Source organism: Methylibium sp. (assembly GCF_013817365.1).
Taxonomy (GTDB): domain Bacteria; phylum Pseudomonadota; class Gammaproteobacteria; order Burkholderiales; family Burkholderiaceae_C; genus Methylibium.
Genome location: NZ_JACDCU010000042.1, coordinates 1 through 15,126 on the forward strand (window position 1 = coordinate 1; position 15,126 = coordinate 15,126).

The following is a 15,126-nucleotide window of genomic DNA, read 5'->3' on the forward strand; positions in this document are numbered from 1 at the left end:
GTTGGCCCCGGGGCGAGGACGCAAGCGCATGAACGCGGGCAGGCCGTAGCGCAAGGCGATGCTGTTGACGAGGAGGCGGGCGGTGCGGCCGTTGCCGTTGGGAAACGGATGGATGCGCACCCACTCCCCGTGGGCCCATGCGCACAGGATGATCGCGGCCTGCACGTTGTCCTCGGTGCAGTCTTCAGTGAAATGCCCGCGCCGGATGCTGTGGTCGAGTTCGTCGAGCCGCTCGACCAAGGTTCGATCGAAGCCAGCCAGTTCGCCGCGAACCTGTTCTGCGGGGGTACCGAGGTGCCGGCCGATCCCGACCTCGTAGTCCTCGAGGCCGGCTTCGCCGCGGAACAGCCCGAGCGGCTCTGCGCCGGTGGGCTCCAGGCCCCGCATGATGTCGTTTTGCCAGGCGCGGATGACTTCGCTGGAAAGCGGCTCGCGCGCGACGGCGGCCGCTGCGACCTTGCGTCCGAGCTCGAGCAGATTGCGCAACAGCTCGGGGCTGTTGGCGTCCCAGTCAGCCACCGAGGACGTCGAGCATGCGAGCCGATGAAGGGCCCACCGCAAGCCCTCCCTTCACGCGCACGCCCTGGGCCGGGTCGTGCTCGACGGCCGCCTCGGCCCGCATGGCCGCCTCCATCGAAGCCTCGCCCGTGGGATCGCTCGCCTGAAACGCTCTTAGACGCTCCAGGGTCGCACCGAGATCGACCATGACCTCCCGGGTCCGCTTGGCAACCAACTCGCGCACGGCTTCGTTGACGAGTTGATTCTGCGGACGCCCCTGCACTTCGGCGAGCACGGCCAAACCGGCCTGCACGGGGGGATCGAGACGGAAAGTAGTGGCCTTGCGTGTCATGAGCGGAGCTTAGTTTCCAGGCGAGGTGATGTCAAACTCATTTTTTGACATCAATTTGGACGCCCGCAGCAGCTCGCCGGGCTGCACAAGCGCTTCAGGCGCCGCGCACCATCGCGAGCTTTGCCGGCATCGAGCGTGCGGGCCTGTTCCTGGATCGCCGGCAAATACCGGGTCTGCAGCCCCTGCGCTTCCTGCGTCAGGCCGGCATAGGCGTCTTTGAGCATCTGCGTGGACAGCGCCCCCCCGGCGTAGTAGCGCTTGGCCACGTGGCCTAGGTGTTCAGTCCCGGGGAGCCGTGACGCTATTGTGTGCAAGCAGGAGGAAGAAGCGTTATGGCGAGCATTCTTCATGGCAGCGCCCGAACGACGCCGCGAGTTCGAGCCGAGCTCCATCGGCGTCGCACACTCACACCGTCATTTCATACGCGCGCTGTCTCGATTCGTTGCTGGCCAGGGCGGGCAACACGGTGGTCAGCGAAACGCGCTTCATCAGCACGTCCTGATAGAGCGTGGGCAGGTGAACGCCATTCGCTTGCGCAAGCCCATCGACAATGCGCTTGATCTCCGTGCGCTCGCGCTCGTGCTTGTCGCCATCGACAAACGCGGCCAGCAGGCTCACTGTCACGATGGCTTGGGTTTCGGATTGGGTCACGTTGCGGTTCCTCGACATAGCGGTTTTACTCGGTCGCGTCGGGGCTCGAAGGTTCCGTGGTGAGGCGGAACACGCCGCTGATCCACGGCTTTGCCTGCACCGAATGCACGGCCCTCAAGCTTTCACCGCCTCGCGAATCTGCTGCAAGGCTGCCGGATCCTCGATGGTGGTCAGGTCGCCGGGGTCCCGCTGCTCGCACACCGCCTGAATTGCCCGCCTCAGCAGCTTGCCGGAGCGCGTCTTCGGCAATGCGCTGACGAAATGCACGCGTGAAGGCCGCGCTACCGCGCCGAGCTGGCCGTCCACGGTTTTCATCACATCGCCCTCGAGCTTCATGCGCGCGGCCGCATCGCTCAGCCCGCTCGCATCCTTGGCCACCACGAAGGCCATCGCCACCTGCCCCTTCATCGCATCGGCCACGCCGACCACCGCCACCTCGGCCACGTTGGGGTGGCTGGAGATGCTCTCCTCGATCTCGCGCGTGCCCAGCCGGTGGCCGGCCACGTTGATGACATCGTCGGTGCGGCCGAGGATGAAGAAGTAGCCGTCCTTGTCGCGGATGCCCCAGTCGAAGGTGCTGTAGACCAGCCTGCCGGGCACTGTTTTCCAGTAGGTGCTGACGAAGCGCTCGTCGTCGCGCCACACGGTCTGCATGCAGCCGGGGGGCAGCGGGCCCTCGAAGACGACGACGCCCTTCTCGCCGGCGCCGGTCAACTCCTTGCCGGTGTTCTCGTCGAGGATCCTCACGTCGAAGCCGTACATGGGGATGCCGGGACTGCCGAACTTGCTGTCCTTCTTCTCCACGCCGTTGGCAATGGCCAGCGCAGGCCAGCCCGTTTCCGTCTGCCAGTAGTTGTCGATGATCGGCTTGCCCAACGCGTCGGCGATCCACTTGCCGGTCGGCTGATCGAGCGGCTCGCCGGCGAGGAAGAGCGCGCGCAGGCTGCTCAGGTCGTGCTTCTTGAGCGCTTCGGGGTCCTGCTTCTTGAGCACGCGCACGGCAGTCGGCGCGCTGAACATGGCGGTGACCTTGTACTTCTCGACGAGGCTCCACCAGATGGCCGCGTCGGGCCGGATCGGCAGGCCTTCGTAGAGGATGGTCGCCATGCCGGCAATCAGCGGGCCGTAGACAATGTAGCTGTGGCCCACCACCCAGCCGATGTCGCTGGTCGAGAAATAGGTTTCGCCGGGCTGGCCCTGAAAGATGTGCTTCATGCTCGCGGCCAGCGCGACCGCGTAGCCGCCGGTGTCGCGCTGCACGCCCTTCGGGCTGCCGGTGGTGCCGCTCGTATAGAGCGTGTAGCTCGGGTGGGTGGAGGGCAGCCAGGCGCAGGGCACGCTCGCCTCGATGTGCTTCTCGCGCAGCGGCGCGTAGTCCTCGTCGCGGCCCGGCGTGCGCTCCATCGCGCTCAAGCCGCGATCGATCAGCAGCACCTTGGCCGGCTTGTGCTTTGCGAGCCGGATCGCCTCGTCGAGCAGCAGCTTGTAGGCCAGCACCTTGCCGGCGCGCGAGCCGGCATCGGCGCTGACGATCACGGCCGGCTCGGCGTCGTCGATGCGGCTCGCGAGGCTCACGCTGGCGAAGCCGCCGAAGACCACCGAATGGATGGCGCCGATGCGCGCGCAGGCCAGCATTGCGAACACGGCCTCGGGGATCATCGGCATGTAGATCAGCACGCGCTCGCCTTTCTTCGCGCCCAACTCGATGAGGATCGCGGCCATCCGCTGGACCTCGGCGTGCAGCTCGGCGAAGCTGTACACGCGCTCCATAGTGTTACCCCCCGCGTCGCCTTCGGCTCCTGCCCCTCCGAGGGGGGCGCCGGCCCCGCTCGGGGCGGCCCGGCGCGGGCCGGTTTCGGTGGAAACGTAGATGAGCGCGTTCTGATCGGCACGCGCGGCGAGGTGGCGATCGACCGCGTTGTGGCACAGGTTGGTGGTGCCGCCGACGAACCACTCCGCGAACGGCGGGCGGCTGTAGTCGCACACCTGCTCGAAGGGCTGCTGCCAGTCGATGAGCGCGGCCTGCTCGGCCCAGAAGGCGTCGCGGTCTTCGAGCGAGCGGCGGTAGAAGCTGGCGTAGTCCATCGGTTGTCTCCGTTGCTTGTTCATGATTCGAAGCGCGGCGCCTTGAGCCTTTGCAACACCGGCTTGAAGCACTCGTGCCGGCAACTGTGCAGCCACTCGAAGGCGACCATCTCGGTCGAGACGATCACCGCACCCGCACCGGCCAGCCGCTGCATGGCCAGCACGTGATCTTCCGGCTTGCGCGAGCCGCAGGCCGGCGCGACGACCCAGACCGCGTGGCCGGCGCGGCGCAGGCCGAGCGCGGTCTGCATCAGGCAAACGTGCGCCTCGCAGCCGGCGATCACCACGTCGATCGGTGCGCCGTCCGGGCCCTCGGGCAGCGCCAGGAGCAGCCCGTCCTCGCAGGCGTCGAAGTGCATCTTGGCGAGGGTGCTCGCGCAGCGCTGACTGACGCGCTCGTCGTTGGGGCCGAGCCCGGCGGGGTTCTGCTCGGTGCCGATGACCACGAGGCCGAGCTCGAGGGCCACGTCGGCGAGCAGCAGTGCTTCGCCAATGACCTGTTCGCCGCGGTGGATGGCGGGCAGCAGCCGCTGCTGGTAATCGACCAGCACCACCGCGCTGCAGGCAGCGTCGATGCGCCCGGTGCTCATGATGCCGTCCTCACCGCGACGTTTCGGCTCGCGGGCGCCTTGCTTCGCAACGGCTGCCGCGTCCCTTTGCGCAAGTGAAGCATCAAGCCGCGCCTCGCGCGCTGCTGCGGGCTGCGGTCTTCGAAGCGCATGAGCCGTGCACCGGGCCGAAAATCGAGCATGCACGAAATATACGTTCGGGCGACCGATCGAACGCTGTCTTAGACTGCATCGGCCTTGCCGGAGACCGCCATGAATGCACCGCTGCCGACGCCTATCGCCGCGCCCGTCACGCTGATGTCGGGAGCCGACTACCGCGAGTCGCTGCGCCGCTTCAAGCCCTCGGTCTATGTCGACGGACACCTCATCGAATCGGTCGCCGATGCGCCTGCACTGCAGCCCGGCATCAACGCCCTGGCCTACACCTACGACGCCGCGCGCGACACGGCGCTCAGCCCGCTGATGACGGCCATGCAGTCCTCGCGTGGCAAGGCCGTGAACCGCATGCTGCACGTCAACGAGTCGGCCGGCGACCTGCTCAACAAACTGGAAGCCGTGCGCCTGCTGTGCCAGGAAACCGGCTGCGCGCAGCGCTACCTGGCGCACGACGCACTCAATGCGCTGGCACAAGTGACGGCGCGCATCGACGACGCCAAGGGCACGACCGAGCACCGCGCGCGCTTTCACGACTACCTGGCGCACGTGCAGGACAGCGACTTGGCGATCGGCATCGCCATGACCGACGCCAAGGGCGACCGCAGCAAGCGACCGCACGAGCAGGGCAACGCCGACACCTACGTGCACGTGGTGGAGCGCAACGCCCAGGGCATCGTGCTCTCGGGCACCAAGGCCATCGTCACGGCCGCGCCCTACGTGCACGAGTTCCTTGTCATGCCCTGCCGCAACATGGGCCGCGAAGACGCCGACTTCGCCGTGTGCTGCGCGGTGCCGGTCGATGCGCCGGGCATCACCATCGTCGCCCGGCCGGCGGGACGGCCCGGCGAGAAGCTCGAACACGGCGCGGCGCTCTTCTCGCGCAAGTACGGCCAGTCGACCGGCGTGGTGATCTTCGACAAGGTCTTCGTGCCGTGGGAGCGCGTGTTCTACGCCGGCGAGTGGGAGCATTCCGGCACCCTCACCTACAGCTACGCCACCCACCACCGCCACAGCTGCATCGGCGCACGCGCCGGCTTCGGCGACCTGCTCATCGGCGCCGGCGCGCTGATGTGCGAGGCCAACGGTTTCGACCCCGGCGAGAAGAGCAACCTGCGCGAGCCGATGGTCGAGCTCATCAAGATCACCGAGGGCTTCTTCGCCTGCGGCGTGGCGGCCAGCGTGTACGGCACGCGCGACCCGCATTACGGCAACTTCATGCCCGAGCCGGTGTTCGCCAACATCGGCAAGCTGCTGCTCGCCACGCAGATCTACGACATGCACCGCCTCGCGCACGAGGTTTCTGGCGGATTGATCGTCGCACTGCCCGGGCCCGATGAAGACCACAACCCGGCGACCGCCGCCACCCTGGCCGAGGTGCTGCGCGCCAACCCCGACGTGCCCTACGACAAGCGCATTGAGGTGGCCCGCTTCATCGAGGATTTGACGGCCTCCTACCAGGGCGGCTGGTATTCGCTGATCAGCCTGCACGGCGGCGGCTCGCCGGCGGCGATGAAGCAGGAGATCTGGCGCAACTACCCGGTGGGCAGCAAGGTCGATCTGGTCGAACGGCTGCTGGAGCGCGGCGTCCTCGAGTCGAACGGGAGCGACGCGACACGGGCGATCACGAAGAACCGGCAGCCGGGACGGTGTTGCGATGCCGGCTGTGCAGCGCCGGGGCAGGCGGTGATGGTGGATTTGCCGCAGCCAAGGTCGGCAGGGTAATCGGGCCGCGGTGGGCGTTGCCAGCCGGGACTCGTCAGCCGCCCGTCTTCACCACGATCCGCCCGCGCACCTTGCCCTCCATCAGCCGCTGCGCCGCCTCGATCGCTCCGCCCAGTTCCACCTCGGTCGTCATCGACTCCAGCAACGCCGGGTCGAGGTCGAGCGCCAGCCGCGCCCACGCCTCCTGGCGCCGCGCGATCGGCGCCATCACGCTGTCCACACCGAGCAGTGCCACGCCGCGCAGGATGAAAGGCATCACCGTGGCCGGCAGGTCGGAACCCTGCGCCAGGCCGCAGGCCGCCACGGCGCCGCCGTAGCGCATCTGCGCACACACGTTCGCGAGCGTGTGGCTGCCCACCGGATCGATGGCGGCGGCCCAGCGCTCCTTCTGCAGCGGCTTGCCTGGCGCCGACAGCTCGGCGCGGTCGATCACGTCGACCGCGCCGAGCTTCTTCAAATACTCGCCCTCGGCCGCCTTGCCAGTGGCCGCCACCACGCGGTGGCCCAGCTTCGCAAGCAGCGCCACCGCCACCGAGCCGACGCCGCCGGTGGCACCCGTTACCAGCACGTCCCCGGCGCCAGGCTCCACGCCGTGGCGCTCGAGCGCCAGCACGCACAGCATGGCGGTGTAGCCCGCCGTGCCGATGGCCATCGCCTGACGCGGCGTGAAAACCTCCGGCAGGCGCACCAGCCAGTCGCCATTGAGCCGCGCCCTGCCCGCCAGGCAGCCCTTGTGCGTCTCGCCGACGCCGTAGCCGTTCAGGACCACCTTGTCGCCGGTCTTCCAGGACGCATGGCGGCTTTCGAGCACCACGCCGGCGCCGTCGATGCCGGCCACCATCGGCCAGCTCCGCACGACCGGCGAGCGGTTGGTGATGGCCAGGCCGTCCTTGTAGTTGAGCGTGGAATAGGCGATGGCGACAGTCACGTCGCCCTCGGGCAGGAAGTCGTCGTCGACTTCACGCAGCTCGGCGCGAAAGCTGTCGGTTTTGTCGAGCACGAGGGCGGTGAACATGCAGTCTCCTTGGGGTCTTGCGGTCGATCGGCCGGTGTTGCGGGGCGCGCCGAAAGATTTCAACACCATCGGCGGTGTGCCGCTGTGGTCGCGCACACCGCCCGCCGCCGCGCCTGATGCGTGCGCACAAGTGCCGGTGACGCGCGGCGTTGCGGCTTGACGCCGCGTTCGGGGCGCCGCTATCTTCGCTCCATGCCGGCTTTCCCGCAGTACCGCCTTTGCCGATGGCCGGCCGCCCTGGTCGCGGCGCTGGTGCTGGGGGCCTGTGCCGGTACCGGGCCGGCGCCCCCGCGCGATGAAGATTCGCCAGGTGACGTCATCGCCTCGCCCGGCGCCTTCGAGCCGCCGCTTGATAGCCAGCAGCCGGCGCAGCCGGCGCCGCAAGCCGGCGCGAATCCGTCGAGCGACGTCGTGATCGCGGCAATGAGCTTCCTGAACGTGCGCTACCGCCGCGGCGGCAACTCGGCCGAGCAGGGCTTCGACTGCAGCGGTTTTACCCGCCATGTGTTCGACTCCGCAGCCGGACTGCTGCTGCCCCGCCGCTCGCGCGAGCAGGCCCGCGCGCCTGGCTTGGAGTCGGTAAAGCGAGACGGGCTGGAGCCCGGCGATCTGGTGTTCTTCAATACGCTGCGCGCCCGCTACTCGCACGTGGGCATCTATGTGGGCGAAGGCCGCTTCATCCATGCCCCGCGCAGCGGTGCGGCCGTACGTATCGAAGACATGGGCTTGACCTACTGGCACAAGCGCTACGACGGCGCACGGCGCGGCCCGTGGCCGGCCCGGGCGCAGGCCGGCGCCGCGCGATTCGCCGCGGCCTCCGAACCGGACCACGCGGAAACGCCTGCGCCGGTTCCAGGTCTCGCCACCCGGCCCGGTGTTGCCTCGCCGGTTGCCCCCTCCCGCTGAGTTCTTCAAGACGCTCGTCGCGTCCACAACGGCATCTGCAGGCGTCTTGGCTCGCGCAAGGCACACGCGACCGAAGGGCCCTTGCCGTGCCGGCTCTCTTGCTCACGCGTCACAATTGCGTCATGGCTGAGCGCAGCATTCCTCTGATCGACCACCGCCACCACAGCGCCCGGCCCACCGTGCCGGCGCACGCTGCCGTGCCCGACGGCTTGCTGGCCGACCGGCGCGGGCGGCCACTGCGCGACCTGCGCATCTCGGTCACCGACCGCTGCAATTTCCGCTGCAGCTACTGCATGCCCAAGGAGGTGTTCGACAAGCAGCACCGCTTCCTGCCGCACAGCGAACTGCTGAGCTTCGAGGAGATCACGCGGCTGGCGCGCCTCTTCACCTTGCACGGCGTGAAGAAGCTGCGCCTGACCGGCGGCGAGCCGCTGCTGCGCAAGGGTTTGGAGCAGTTGATCGAGCAGCTCGCCGAATTGCGCACGCCGGACGGCGAGCCGCTCGACATCACCCTGACCACCAACGCCTCGCTGCTCGCACGCAAGGCCGCAGCACTCCAGGCCGCGGGCCTGAAGCGCGTGACGGTGAGCCTGGATGCGCTCGACGACGCGGTGTTCCGGCGCATGAACGATGTCGACTTTCCGGTTGCCGACGTGCTGGCCGGCATCGAGGCCGCGGTTGCCGTGGGCCTTGCGCCGATCAAGGTGAACATGGTGGTCAAGCGCGGCGTGAACGACCAGGAGATCGTGCCGATGGCGCGCTTCTTCCGCGACAACTTCGCGGGCAAGGTGGTGCTGCGCTTCATCGAATACATGGACGTGGGCATCACCAACGGCTGGCGCATGGACGAGGTGCTGCCTTCGGCGCAGGTGGTGGAGCGCATCCACGCGGTCTTCCCGCTGCGCGCACTCGATCCCACGCAGATCGGCGAGACGGCGGAGCGCTGGGGGTATGTCGACAACGCGGCCGGAGAACAAAGAGAGATCGGCGTGATCTCCAGCGTCACGAACGCCTTCTGCGGCGACTGCAACCGCGCGCGCCTTTCCACAGAAGGCAAGCTCTACCTGTGCCTCTTCGCTTCCCGGGGCCACGATCTGCGCTCGCTGCTGCGCGATGCGGCCGGCTACACCGACGCACAGATCGCTGCGGCCATCGGCCTCGTCTGGCAGGGCCGAGACGACCGCTACTCCGAGCTGCGCGGCAGTGCGGCTGGCGAGGCGGCGGCAGCGGCCAAGGTGGAAATGAGCTACATCGGCGGTTAGCCGCGCTTGCCCCCGATGGCGCCCCGCAACGAGCAGCGCGAATGCACCTTCACGAGCTTCACGCCGAACCCTTGCTCCCATGATTGAAACGAACCACATCACCGGCCTCATCCTCGCCGGCGGCCGAGGCAGCCGCATGGGCGGCGTCGACAAGGGTCTGCAGCCCTACCGCGGCATGCCGCTGGCCATGCACTCGCTGATGCGCCTGCAGCCGCAGGTCGGCGAACTGATGATCAACGCCAACCGCAACCTTTCCGCCTACGAGAGCTTCGGCGTGCCGGTCTGGCCCGATCCGGTGGCCGACTACGCCGGCCCGCTGGCGGGTTTCCTGGCCGGGCTCGAACGCTGCGAGACGCCCTACCTGATGAGCGTGCCCTGCGACACGCCGGTCTTTCCCGAAGACCTGGTGGAACGCCTGACGCACGCGCTGGAGGCCGAAGGCGCCGAGCTCGCGATCCCGCGCACGCCGCAGGGCGAAGACGCCAGCCGCGACGGCCCGCAACTGCAGCCGGTGTTCTGCCTGATGAAGTCCGAGCTCATGGAAAGCCTGATGCGCTTCACGCACGAAGGCGGCCGCAAGATAGACCGCTGGACCGCGCTGCACCGTTGCGCGGTGGTCGACTTTCCCGACGCTGCCGCCTTCTTCAACGCCAACACGCTGGACGATCTGCGCCAGCTCGAAGGTCGCGGTGGCTGAGCGCTGCACAGCGCGCATCCGCCGGCTCGAGCCGGCCGATCTGGGCGCCTACAAACTGCTGCGCGACGAAGCGCTGCGCCGGCACCCCGAGGCCTTCACCTCCGACCACGAGACCGAACAGGGCCGCTCGCCCGAGAGCTACATCGGCCGCCTGGGCCGCGGCGACCCGCTGGGCGGCAGCTTCCTGCTCGGCGCCTTCGACCCCGACGGCAACGGCGGGGAGAAGCTGCTCGGCTCGGTCGGCCTGGAGCGCGAGACGCGCGCCAAGACGCGCCACATCGCCTGGCTCATCGCCATGATGGTGCTGCCCGGCTGCACCCGGCGCGGCATCGGCAGCGCGCTGGTGGCCGGCTGCATTGCCGAAGCCCGCGTGGCCAGCGGGCTGCAGATGATCGTGCTGAGCGTCACCGCTTCGAGCACCGAGGTCGTGCGGCTCTACGAGCGCGCCGGCTTCACCCGCTACGGCGTGCTGCCGCGCGCCGTGCGCATCGTCGAGGGTCGGCGCGAACGCTATTTCGACAAGGCGCAGATGCTGCTCACGCTGTAGGCGGAGCAGCAGAGACAGACATGGACGACCGATGACCGCTTCACCCGCGACAACCCCGACCGCTGCCCTGCCCTCGCTCGAGACCGTCGCCTCGTGCATCGCCGGCTACGACCCCAATGCGCTGACCGTTTCGCAGGCACAGGACTTCATCGCCCGCTTCGTTCCCGCGGTCGGTGCCGTCGAAATGCTGGCGCTGCGCAGCGCCCTGGGCCGCGTGCTGGCGCGCGACGTGGTCTCGCCCATCGCGGTGCCGGCCAGCGACAACTCGGCGATGGACGGGTACGCGCTGGCGTCGGCCGAGTTGAGAGACGACGCGCCGACGGTGCTGCGCGTGGCCGGCACCGCCTATGCGGGCCAGCAGTTCGAAGGCCAGGCTGCAGCCGGCGAATGCGTACGCATCATGACGGGTGCGGTGATGCCATCCGGCCTGGACACCGTCGTGCCTCAGGAGTTCGTTGCCGATGCCCCTGAGGAAGCCGGGGCGAACGGCGCTGCGGCGGCCCTCCCCGCCGGCGCCACGGCGCAGAGTCGCCGCATCGCCATCCCGGCCGGCGTCGTGGCGCCCGGCGACAACCGCCGCCTCGCCGGCGAGGACCTGGCGCTCGGCGAAGCGGCGCTGAGCGCCGGCCGCGTGCTGCGCCCGGCCGACATCGGCCTGCTCGCCTCGCTGGGCCAGGCCGAGGTGCCGGTGCGCCGCCGCCTGCGCGTGGCCTTCTTTTCCACCGGCGACGAACTGCGCTCGATCGGCGAGCCGCTGGACGCCGGCTGCGTGTACGACAGCAACCGCTACACGCTGCACGCCATGCTCACGCGGCTGGGTGTGGAAGTGCTCGACTTCGGCGTGGTACGCGACGAGCCGGCAGCGTTGGAGGCGGCCTTTCGCAGCGCGTGCGAGAACGCCGATGCCGTCATCACTTCGGGCGGCGTGAGCGTCGGCGAAGCCGATCACACGCGCAAGGTCATGGCCACGCTGGGCGAGGTCGCGTTCTGGCGCATCGCCATGCGCCCGGGCCGGCCGATGGCCTTCGGCCGCGTCAGCTCGAACGCGCGCAGCGCCGTGCTGTTCGGCCTCCCCGGCAATCCGGTGGCGGTGATGGTGACCTTCTACGCCTTCGTGCGCGAAGCCCTGCTCGCGATGGCCGGCGCTGCGCCGCAAGCCATGCCGATGCTGCGAGCACGCGCTGCTGCGGCCATCCGCAAGAAGCCCGGCCGCACCGAATACCAGCGCGGCATCGTCGCCCGCGCCGCCGACGGCGACTGGGACGTGCAGCTCACCGGCGCACAGGGTTCCGGCATCCTGCGCAGCATGAGCATGGCCAACGGGCTGGTCGTGCTGCACCACGGGCAGGGCTCGGTGGCCGAAGGCGAGCGGGTCGACGTGTTGCCTTTCGACGGCTTGGTGTAAGCCGCATGCAGGAACGCAAGGTCGAAGTCGCGATCATCGGCGCCGGATCGGCCGGCCTGAGTGCCTGGCGCGCGGCGCGCGAACACAGCGACAAGGTGGTGGTGATCGATGCGGGGCCGCTCGGCACCACGTGTGCGCGCGTCGGCTGCATGCCGAGCAAGCTGCTCATTGCCGCGGCCGATGCCGCGCACCGCGCGCAGCATGCGGGGGCCTTCGGCATCGACGTCCAGGGCGTGCGCATCGACGGGCGGCGCGTCATGCAGCGCGTGAAGAGCGAACGCGACCGCTTCGTCGGCTTCGTGCTCGAGGACATGGACCGCAGCATCGAAGACGAGAACCTGCTGTGCGGGCGTGCCCGCTTCGTCGCCGACGGCGTGCTGCGGGTCCAGGGGCCGGGCCTGGACGTGCAGGTGCAGGCCGAGCGCATCGTCATTGCCACCGGCTCACGGCCCGATGCGCCTGCGGCTTGGCGGAGCGCGCTTGGCGAGCGGCTCATCGTCAACGACGACGTGTTCGACTGGACCGACCTGCCCGCTTCGGTCGCCGTGATCGGCACCGGCGTCCTCGGCCAGGAGATCGCGCAGGCACTGCACCGGCTGGGCGTGCGCGTGCGCCTGCTCGGCCGCGGCGCGGGGGTGGGCCCACTCACCGACCCTGCGCTGGCCGCATTAGCGGGCGAGCTGTTCGATGCCGCGTTGCCACTGCACCGCGAGGCCGAACTGCTGGACCTGGCGCGCGACGGCGACGGCGTGTCGCTGCACTGGCGCACGCCGGGCGGCGAACACCGCGAGCGTTTCGATTTCCTGCTCGCCGCCACCGGCCGGCGCGCCAATATCGACGTGCTCGGCCTGGAAAACACGAGCCTGCCGCTCGATGCGCACGGCACGCCGCGCTTCGACCCGCTCACCCTGCAAGTTGAAGGCGCGCCGGTCTTCATCGCCGGCGACGCCAACCGCGACCGGCCGCTGCTGCATGAAGCCGCCGACGAAGGCCGCATCGCCGGCGGCAACGCCGGGCGCTGGCCCGCGCTGGAGCAAGGCCTGCGCCGCACGCCGCTGACCATTGCCTTCTGCGAGCCGCAGATCGCGATCGCCGGGCAATCGCATACCGCCTTGCGCGCAGCACACACCGCGTTCGCAACCGGCGCGGTGAGCTTCGTCGACCAGGGCCGCAGCCGCGTGATGGGCGTTAACGCCGGCGCGCTGCACGTCTATGCCACGCCCGACTCGCGCCGCCTGCTCGGCGCCGAGATGCTCGGCCCCGCAGCCGAGCACATCGGCCACCTGCTGGCGTGGAGCGTGCAGCGCGGCGAGACGGTGGACACCGCGCTCGAGCAGCCCTTCTACCACCCGGTCATCGAGGAAGGCCTGCGCACCGCCCTGCGCGACCTGCGTCGCAAGCTCGATACCGCCACCCCTTGCGAAGGCTGCACGCCGGGTGATTGAGGTTGCTGCTGGGGCACGGTCGTAACAGCCGTGACGATAGGCAAGGCGCCCGCAGGACAAGCGCCGGATCGGAGTCACGAGTTGAACCGCCCGCGCACATCCCTCCTGCGCGTCGCGGCTACGATGCCGCCGTGACCGCCCCTTCCCTACGCACCGCGCCGCAGCGCTGGCATCGCGTCTTGTGGCTCGCCGCAGGAGGCTTGGCGCTCGCGGCCGGCATTGTCGGCATCTTCCTGCCGCTGCTGCCGACCACGCCGTTCGTGCTGCTCGCCGCGTACTGCTTTTCGCGGGGTAGCGCGCGCTGCGAGCGCTGGCTGCTCGAGCACCCGCGCTTCGGCCCGATGGTGCGCGACTGGCGCATGCACCGCGCCATGCCGCTGCGCGCCAAGCAGGCCGCCATCGTCATGATGGCGTTCGGCTCGGCGTGGGCCTGGTGGCTGCTGCCGCCGCCCTGGAGCTGGCTGCCGGCCGCATGCTGCACGCTCGTGGCGCTGTGGATGTGGCGACTGCCGACGAGGGCCGAGGTGCGGACCGGCAAGCCCTGAGGAGCGCGGTGTCGGGGTCGTTGCTTCGCTGGCGGCAATCAGTCTGCGACCCGCCCGACGAAGACCCCGGTCCGCAGCCTTCGCCGCGGTTGGCTGCCCCGGCTCAACGAGCTTTGGCTTGAGCCTTCATCCCGTCGAGCAGCGCCTCGTGGAAGGCTTTCGGGTCCTGGATCTGCGGCGCATGCCCGAGCTGTTCGAACTCGACCAACCTTGCGCCGGGAATCGCCGCCGCCGCACGCTTGCCCAGCTCGGCATAGTTGCCCAAACGCGCCTTGAGCGACTCCGGCGCGCGGTCCTTGCCGATCGCCGTGGTGTCCATGTGGCCGATGATCAGCAGCGTGGGCACGTCGATCGCTCCGAACTCGTGAACGACCGGCTGCGTGAAGATCATGTCGTACACCTTGGCCGAGTTCCACGCGACGATGTGCTGGCCCGGGCCCTCGTTCAAGCCGGCGAGCATCTGCACCCAGCGCTCGTACTCGGGCTTCCACTGCCCGGCGTAATAGGTCGCCTGCTCGTAGCGGCGGATGCCCTCGGCGCTCGTCTTCAGCTCGCGCTCGTACCACTGGTCGATGCCGATCCAGGGCACGCCCTCGGCCTGCCAGTCTTCCAGGCCGATCGGCGCGACCAGCACCAGTTGCTCGGTCTGCGCCGGGTGCATGAGTGCGTAACGCACCGCCAGCATGCCGCCGGTCGAATGGCCGATGACGGCCGCGCGCTCGATGCCCAGCGAGGCGAGCAGCTCGCGCGTGTTGTGCGTCAGCTGCTGAAAGCTGAATTGGTAGCGCTGCGGCTTGCTCGATTTGCAGAAACCGATCTGGTCGGGCGCGATGACCCGGTAGCCGGCCTGGCTCAGCGCAGCGATCGTGCCTTGCCAGGTCGCGGCGCAGAAGTTCTTGCCGTGCAGCAGCACGGCGGTGCGGCCGTTGGCCTTGGCGCCGTCCGCGGGCTTGACGTCCATGTAAGCCATCTGCAGCGGCTGGCCCTGCGAGGTGAAGCGAAAGCGCTGCACCGGATGCGGGTAATCGAAACCTTCGAGCTCCGGGCCATAGCTCGGCGGACCGTTCTTCGCCGGGCCGGCCACCTGTGCGCAAGCGACAAGCGAAAAGGCTGCGGCAAGCAGCAGGGCCGAAAAGGGGCGCAGAAAATGCATGGTCGGGCCTCAGATGTCGAGCGACACGGTGGCCTTGGTGAAGGCCTCGATGTTGTCGAGCAAGGCGTCGAGCGCCTGCGCCGCACCGGCTTCATCGCGCTGCGCGATCGCCTGCGCG

17 protein-coding genes and 1 pseudogene are annotated in these 15,126 nt (G+C 69.1%); 9 read left to right on the plus strand and 9 right to left on the minus strand.

From position 1 onward, the window contains the following. The 6 genes from H0W38_RS04725 to H0W38_RS04750 form a co-directional block, all read right to left on the minus strand. On the minus strand, positions 1 to 519 hold a 519-nt coding region (locus H0W38_RS04725), incomplete at its 3' end, for a Fic family protein (RefSeq protein ID WP_292451643.1). Further along, positions 512 to 850 (minus strand): hypothetical protein, encoded by a 339-nt coding sequence (locus tag H0W38_RS04730; protein ID WP_292451644.1) that lies wholly within the window; start codon positions 848 to 850, stop codon positions 512 to 514. The genes H0W38_RS04730 and H0W38_RS04725, both read right to left, overlap by 8 nt. A 50-nt stretch (positions 851 to 900) precedes the next feature. Then, on the minus strand, positions 901 to 1,116 hold the full coding sequence (locus H0W38_RS04735; protein WP_292451646.1) for a hypothetical protein: 216 nt from the start codon (positions 1,114 to 1,116) through the stop codon (positions 901 to 903). Positions 1,117 to 1,255: 139 nt separating this feature from the next. Continuing rightward, on the minus strand, positions 1,256 to 1,501 hold the full coding sequence (locus H0W38_RS04740; protein WP_292451647.1) for a hypothetical protein: 246 nt from the start codon (positions 1,499 to 1,501) through the stop codon (positions 1,256 to 1,258). Positions 1,502 to 1,615: 114 nt separating this feature from the next. Continuing rightward, the gene (locus H0W38_RS04745) at positions 1,616 to 3,586 is read right to left on the minus strand and encodes a propionate--CoA ligase (protein ID WP_292451648.1); all 1,971 of its coding nucleotides are present in this window, start codon (positions 3,584 to 3,586) and stop codon (positions 1,616 to 1,618) included. Between the two features lie 20 nt (positions 3,587 to 3,606). Then, entirely contained in the window at positions 3,607 to 4,176 is a 570-nt protein-coding gene (locus H0W38_RS04750) for an isochorismatase family protein (protein ID WP_292451650.1), read from the minus strand. A 231-nt stretch (positions 4,177 to 4,407) separates the two neighbouring features. Here H0W38_RS04750 and H0W38_RS04755 point away from each other — a divergent pair, with 231 nt between their 5' ends. After that, positions 4,408 to 6,033, plus strand: coding sequence for a 4-hydroxyphenylacetate 3-hydroxylase N-terminal domain-containing protein (locus H0W38_RS04755; RefSeq protein WP_292451651.1), 1,626 nt, complete (start codon positions 4,408 to 4,410; stop codon positions 6,031 to 6,033). Between the two features lie 34 nt (positions 6,034 to 6,067). On the opposite strand, the gene H0W38_RS04760 is transcribed toward H0W38_RS04755, so the two are convergent. Next, positions 6,068 to 7,048 carry an MDR family oxidoreductase gene (locus H0W38_RS04760; protein WP_292451653.1) on the minus strand — a complete coding sequence of 327 codons (981 nt, stop codon included), beginning with the start codon at positions 7,046 to 7,048 and terminating at the stop codon, positions 6,068 to 6,070. Here H0W38_RS04760 and H0W38_RS04765 point away from each other — a divergent pair. The 8 genes from H0W38_RS04765 (at position 7,047) to H0W38_RS04800 (ending at position 13,855) form a co-directional block, all read left to right on the plus strand. Beyond that, a complete protein-coding gene (locus H0W38_RS04765) occupies positions 7,047 to 7,208 on the plus strand; it encodes a hypothetical protein (RefSeq protein ID WP_292451654.1) in 162 nt (53 codons plus the stop codon). The genes H0W38_RS04760 and H0W38_RS04765 overlap by 2 nt on opposite strands. 32 nt (positions 7,209 to 7,240) lie before the next feature. Further along, positions 7,241 to 7,954, plus strand: a complete 714-nt coding sequence (locus H0W38_RS04770) for a C40 family peptidase (RefSeq protein ID WP_292451655.1) — start codon at positions 7,241 to 7,243, stop codon at positions 7,952 to 7,954. Positions 7,955 to 8,076: 122 nt separating this feature from the next. Continuing rightward, entirely contained in the window at positions 8,077 to 9,216 is a 1,140-nt protein-coding gene (gene moaA, locus H0W38_RS04775; protein ID WP_292451656.1) for a GTP 3',8-cyclase MoaA, read from the plus strand. A gap of 79 nt (positions 9,217 to 9,295) precedes the next feature. Then, a complete protein-coding gene (gene mobA, locus H0W38_RS04780) occupies positions 9,296 to 9,913 on the plus strand; it encodes a molybdenum cofactor guanylyltransferase MobA (protein ID WP_292451657.1) in 618 nt (205 codons plus the stop codon). Next, a complete protein-coding gene (locus H0W38_RS04785) occupies positions 9,906 to 10,460 on the plus strand; it encodes a GNAT family N-acetyltransferase (protein ID WP_292451658.1) in 555 nt (184 codons plus the stop codon). Before mobA ends, H0W38_RS04785 begins: the two co-directional genes overlap by 8 nt. Positions 10,461 to 10,491: 31 nt before the next feature. Continuing rightward, complete coding sequence (glp, locus tag H0W38_RS04790; RefSeq protein WP_292451660.1) at positions 10,492 to 11,865, plus strand: gephyrin-like molybdotransferase Glp; 1,374 nt, start codon at positions 10,492 to 10,494, stop codon at positions 11,863 to 11,865. A 5-nt stretch (positions 11,866 to 11,870) separates the two neighbouring features. Then, positions 11,871 to 13,310: a dihydrolipoyl dehydrogenase gene (locus H0W38_RS04795; protein WP_292451661.1), complete on the plus strand. Its 1,440-nt coding sequence runs from the start codon at positions 11,871 to 11,873 to the stop codon at positions 13,308 to 13,310. A 131-nt stretch (positions 13,311 to 13,441) separates the two neighbouring features. Next, positions 13,442 to 13,855 carry a YbaN family protein gene (locus tag H0W38_RS04800; protein WP_292451663.1) on the plus strand — a complete coding sequence of 138 codons (414 nt, stop codon included), beginning with the start codon at positions 13,442 to 13,444 and terminating at the stop codon, positions 13,853 to 13,855. 103 nt (positions 13,856 to 13,958) lie between these two features. Here H0W38_RS04800 and H0W38_RS04805 read toward each other — a convergent pair whose 3' ends face one another. Both H0W38_RS04805 and H0W38_RS04810 read right to left on the minus strand, forming a co-directional pair. Then, entirely contained in the window at positions 13,959 to 15,008 is a 1,050-nt protein-coding gene (locus tag H0W38_RS04805; RefSeq protein WP_292451666.1) for an alpha/beta hydrolase, read from the minus strand. A gap of 9 nt (positions 15,009 to 15,017) precedes the next feature. Further along, a pseudogene (locus tag H0W38_RS04810) lies at positions 15,018 to 15,126 on the minus strand (GntR family transcriptional regulator); the annotation flags it as partial.

What these genes read in the sequence shown, in the direction of transcription:
- H0W38_RS04730 (WP_292451644.1), bottom strand. Translation starts at nt 850, where the DNA reads ATGACACGCAAGGCCACTACTTTCCGTCTCGATCCCCCCGTGCAGGCC.
- H0W38_RS04745 (WP_292451648.1), bottom strand. Translation starts at nt 3,586, where the DNA reads ATGGACTACGCCAGCTTCTACCGCCGCTCGCTCGAAGACCGCGACGCC.
- H0W38_RS04750 (WP_292451650.1), bottom strand. Translation starts at nt 4,176, where the DNA reads ATGAGCACCGGGCGCATCGACGCTGCCTGCAGCGCGGTGGTGCTGGTC.
- H0W38_RS04755 (WP_292451651.1), top strand. Translation starts at nt 4,408, where the DNA reads ATGAATGCACCGCTGCCGACGCCTATCGCCGCGCCCGTCACGCTGATG.
- H0W38_RS04765 (WP_292451654.1), top strand. Translation starts at nt 7,047, where the DNA reads ATGCAGTCTCCTTGGGGTCTTGCGGTCGATCGGCCGGTGTTGCGGGGC.
- H0W38_RS04760 (WP_292451653.1), bottom strand. Translation starts at nt 7,048, where the DNA reads ATGTTCACCGCCCTCGTGCTCGACAAAACCGACAGCTTTCGCGCCGAG.
- H0W38_RS04770 (WP_292451655.1), top strand. Translation starts at nt 7,241, where the DNA reads ATGCCGGCTTTCCCGCAGTACCGCCTTTGCCGATGGCCGGCCGCCCTG.
- moaA (WP_292451656.1), top strand. Translation starts at nt 8,077, where the DNA reads ATGGCTGAGCGCAGCATTCCTCTGATCGACCACCGCCACCACAGCGCC.
- mobA (WP_292451657.1), top strand. Translation starts at nt 9,296, where the DNA reads ATGATTGAAACGAACCACATCACCGGCCTCATCCTCGCCGGCGGCCGA.
- glp (WP_292451660.1), top strand. Translation starts at nt 10,492, where the DNA reads ATGACCGCTTCACCCGCGACAACCCCGACCGCTGCCCTGCCCTCGCTC.
- H0W38_RS04795 (WP_292451661.1), top strand. Translation starts at nt 11,871, where the DNA reads ATGCAGGAACGCAAGGTCGAAGTCGCGATCATCGGCGCCGGATCGGCC.
- H0W38_RS04805 (WP_292451666.1), bottom strand. Translation starts at nt 15,008, where the DNA reads ATGCATTTTCTGCGCCCCTTTTCGGCCCTGCTGCTTGCCGCAGCCTTT.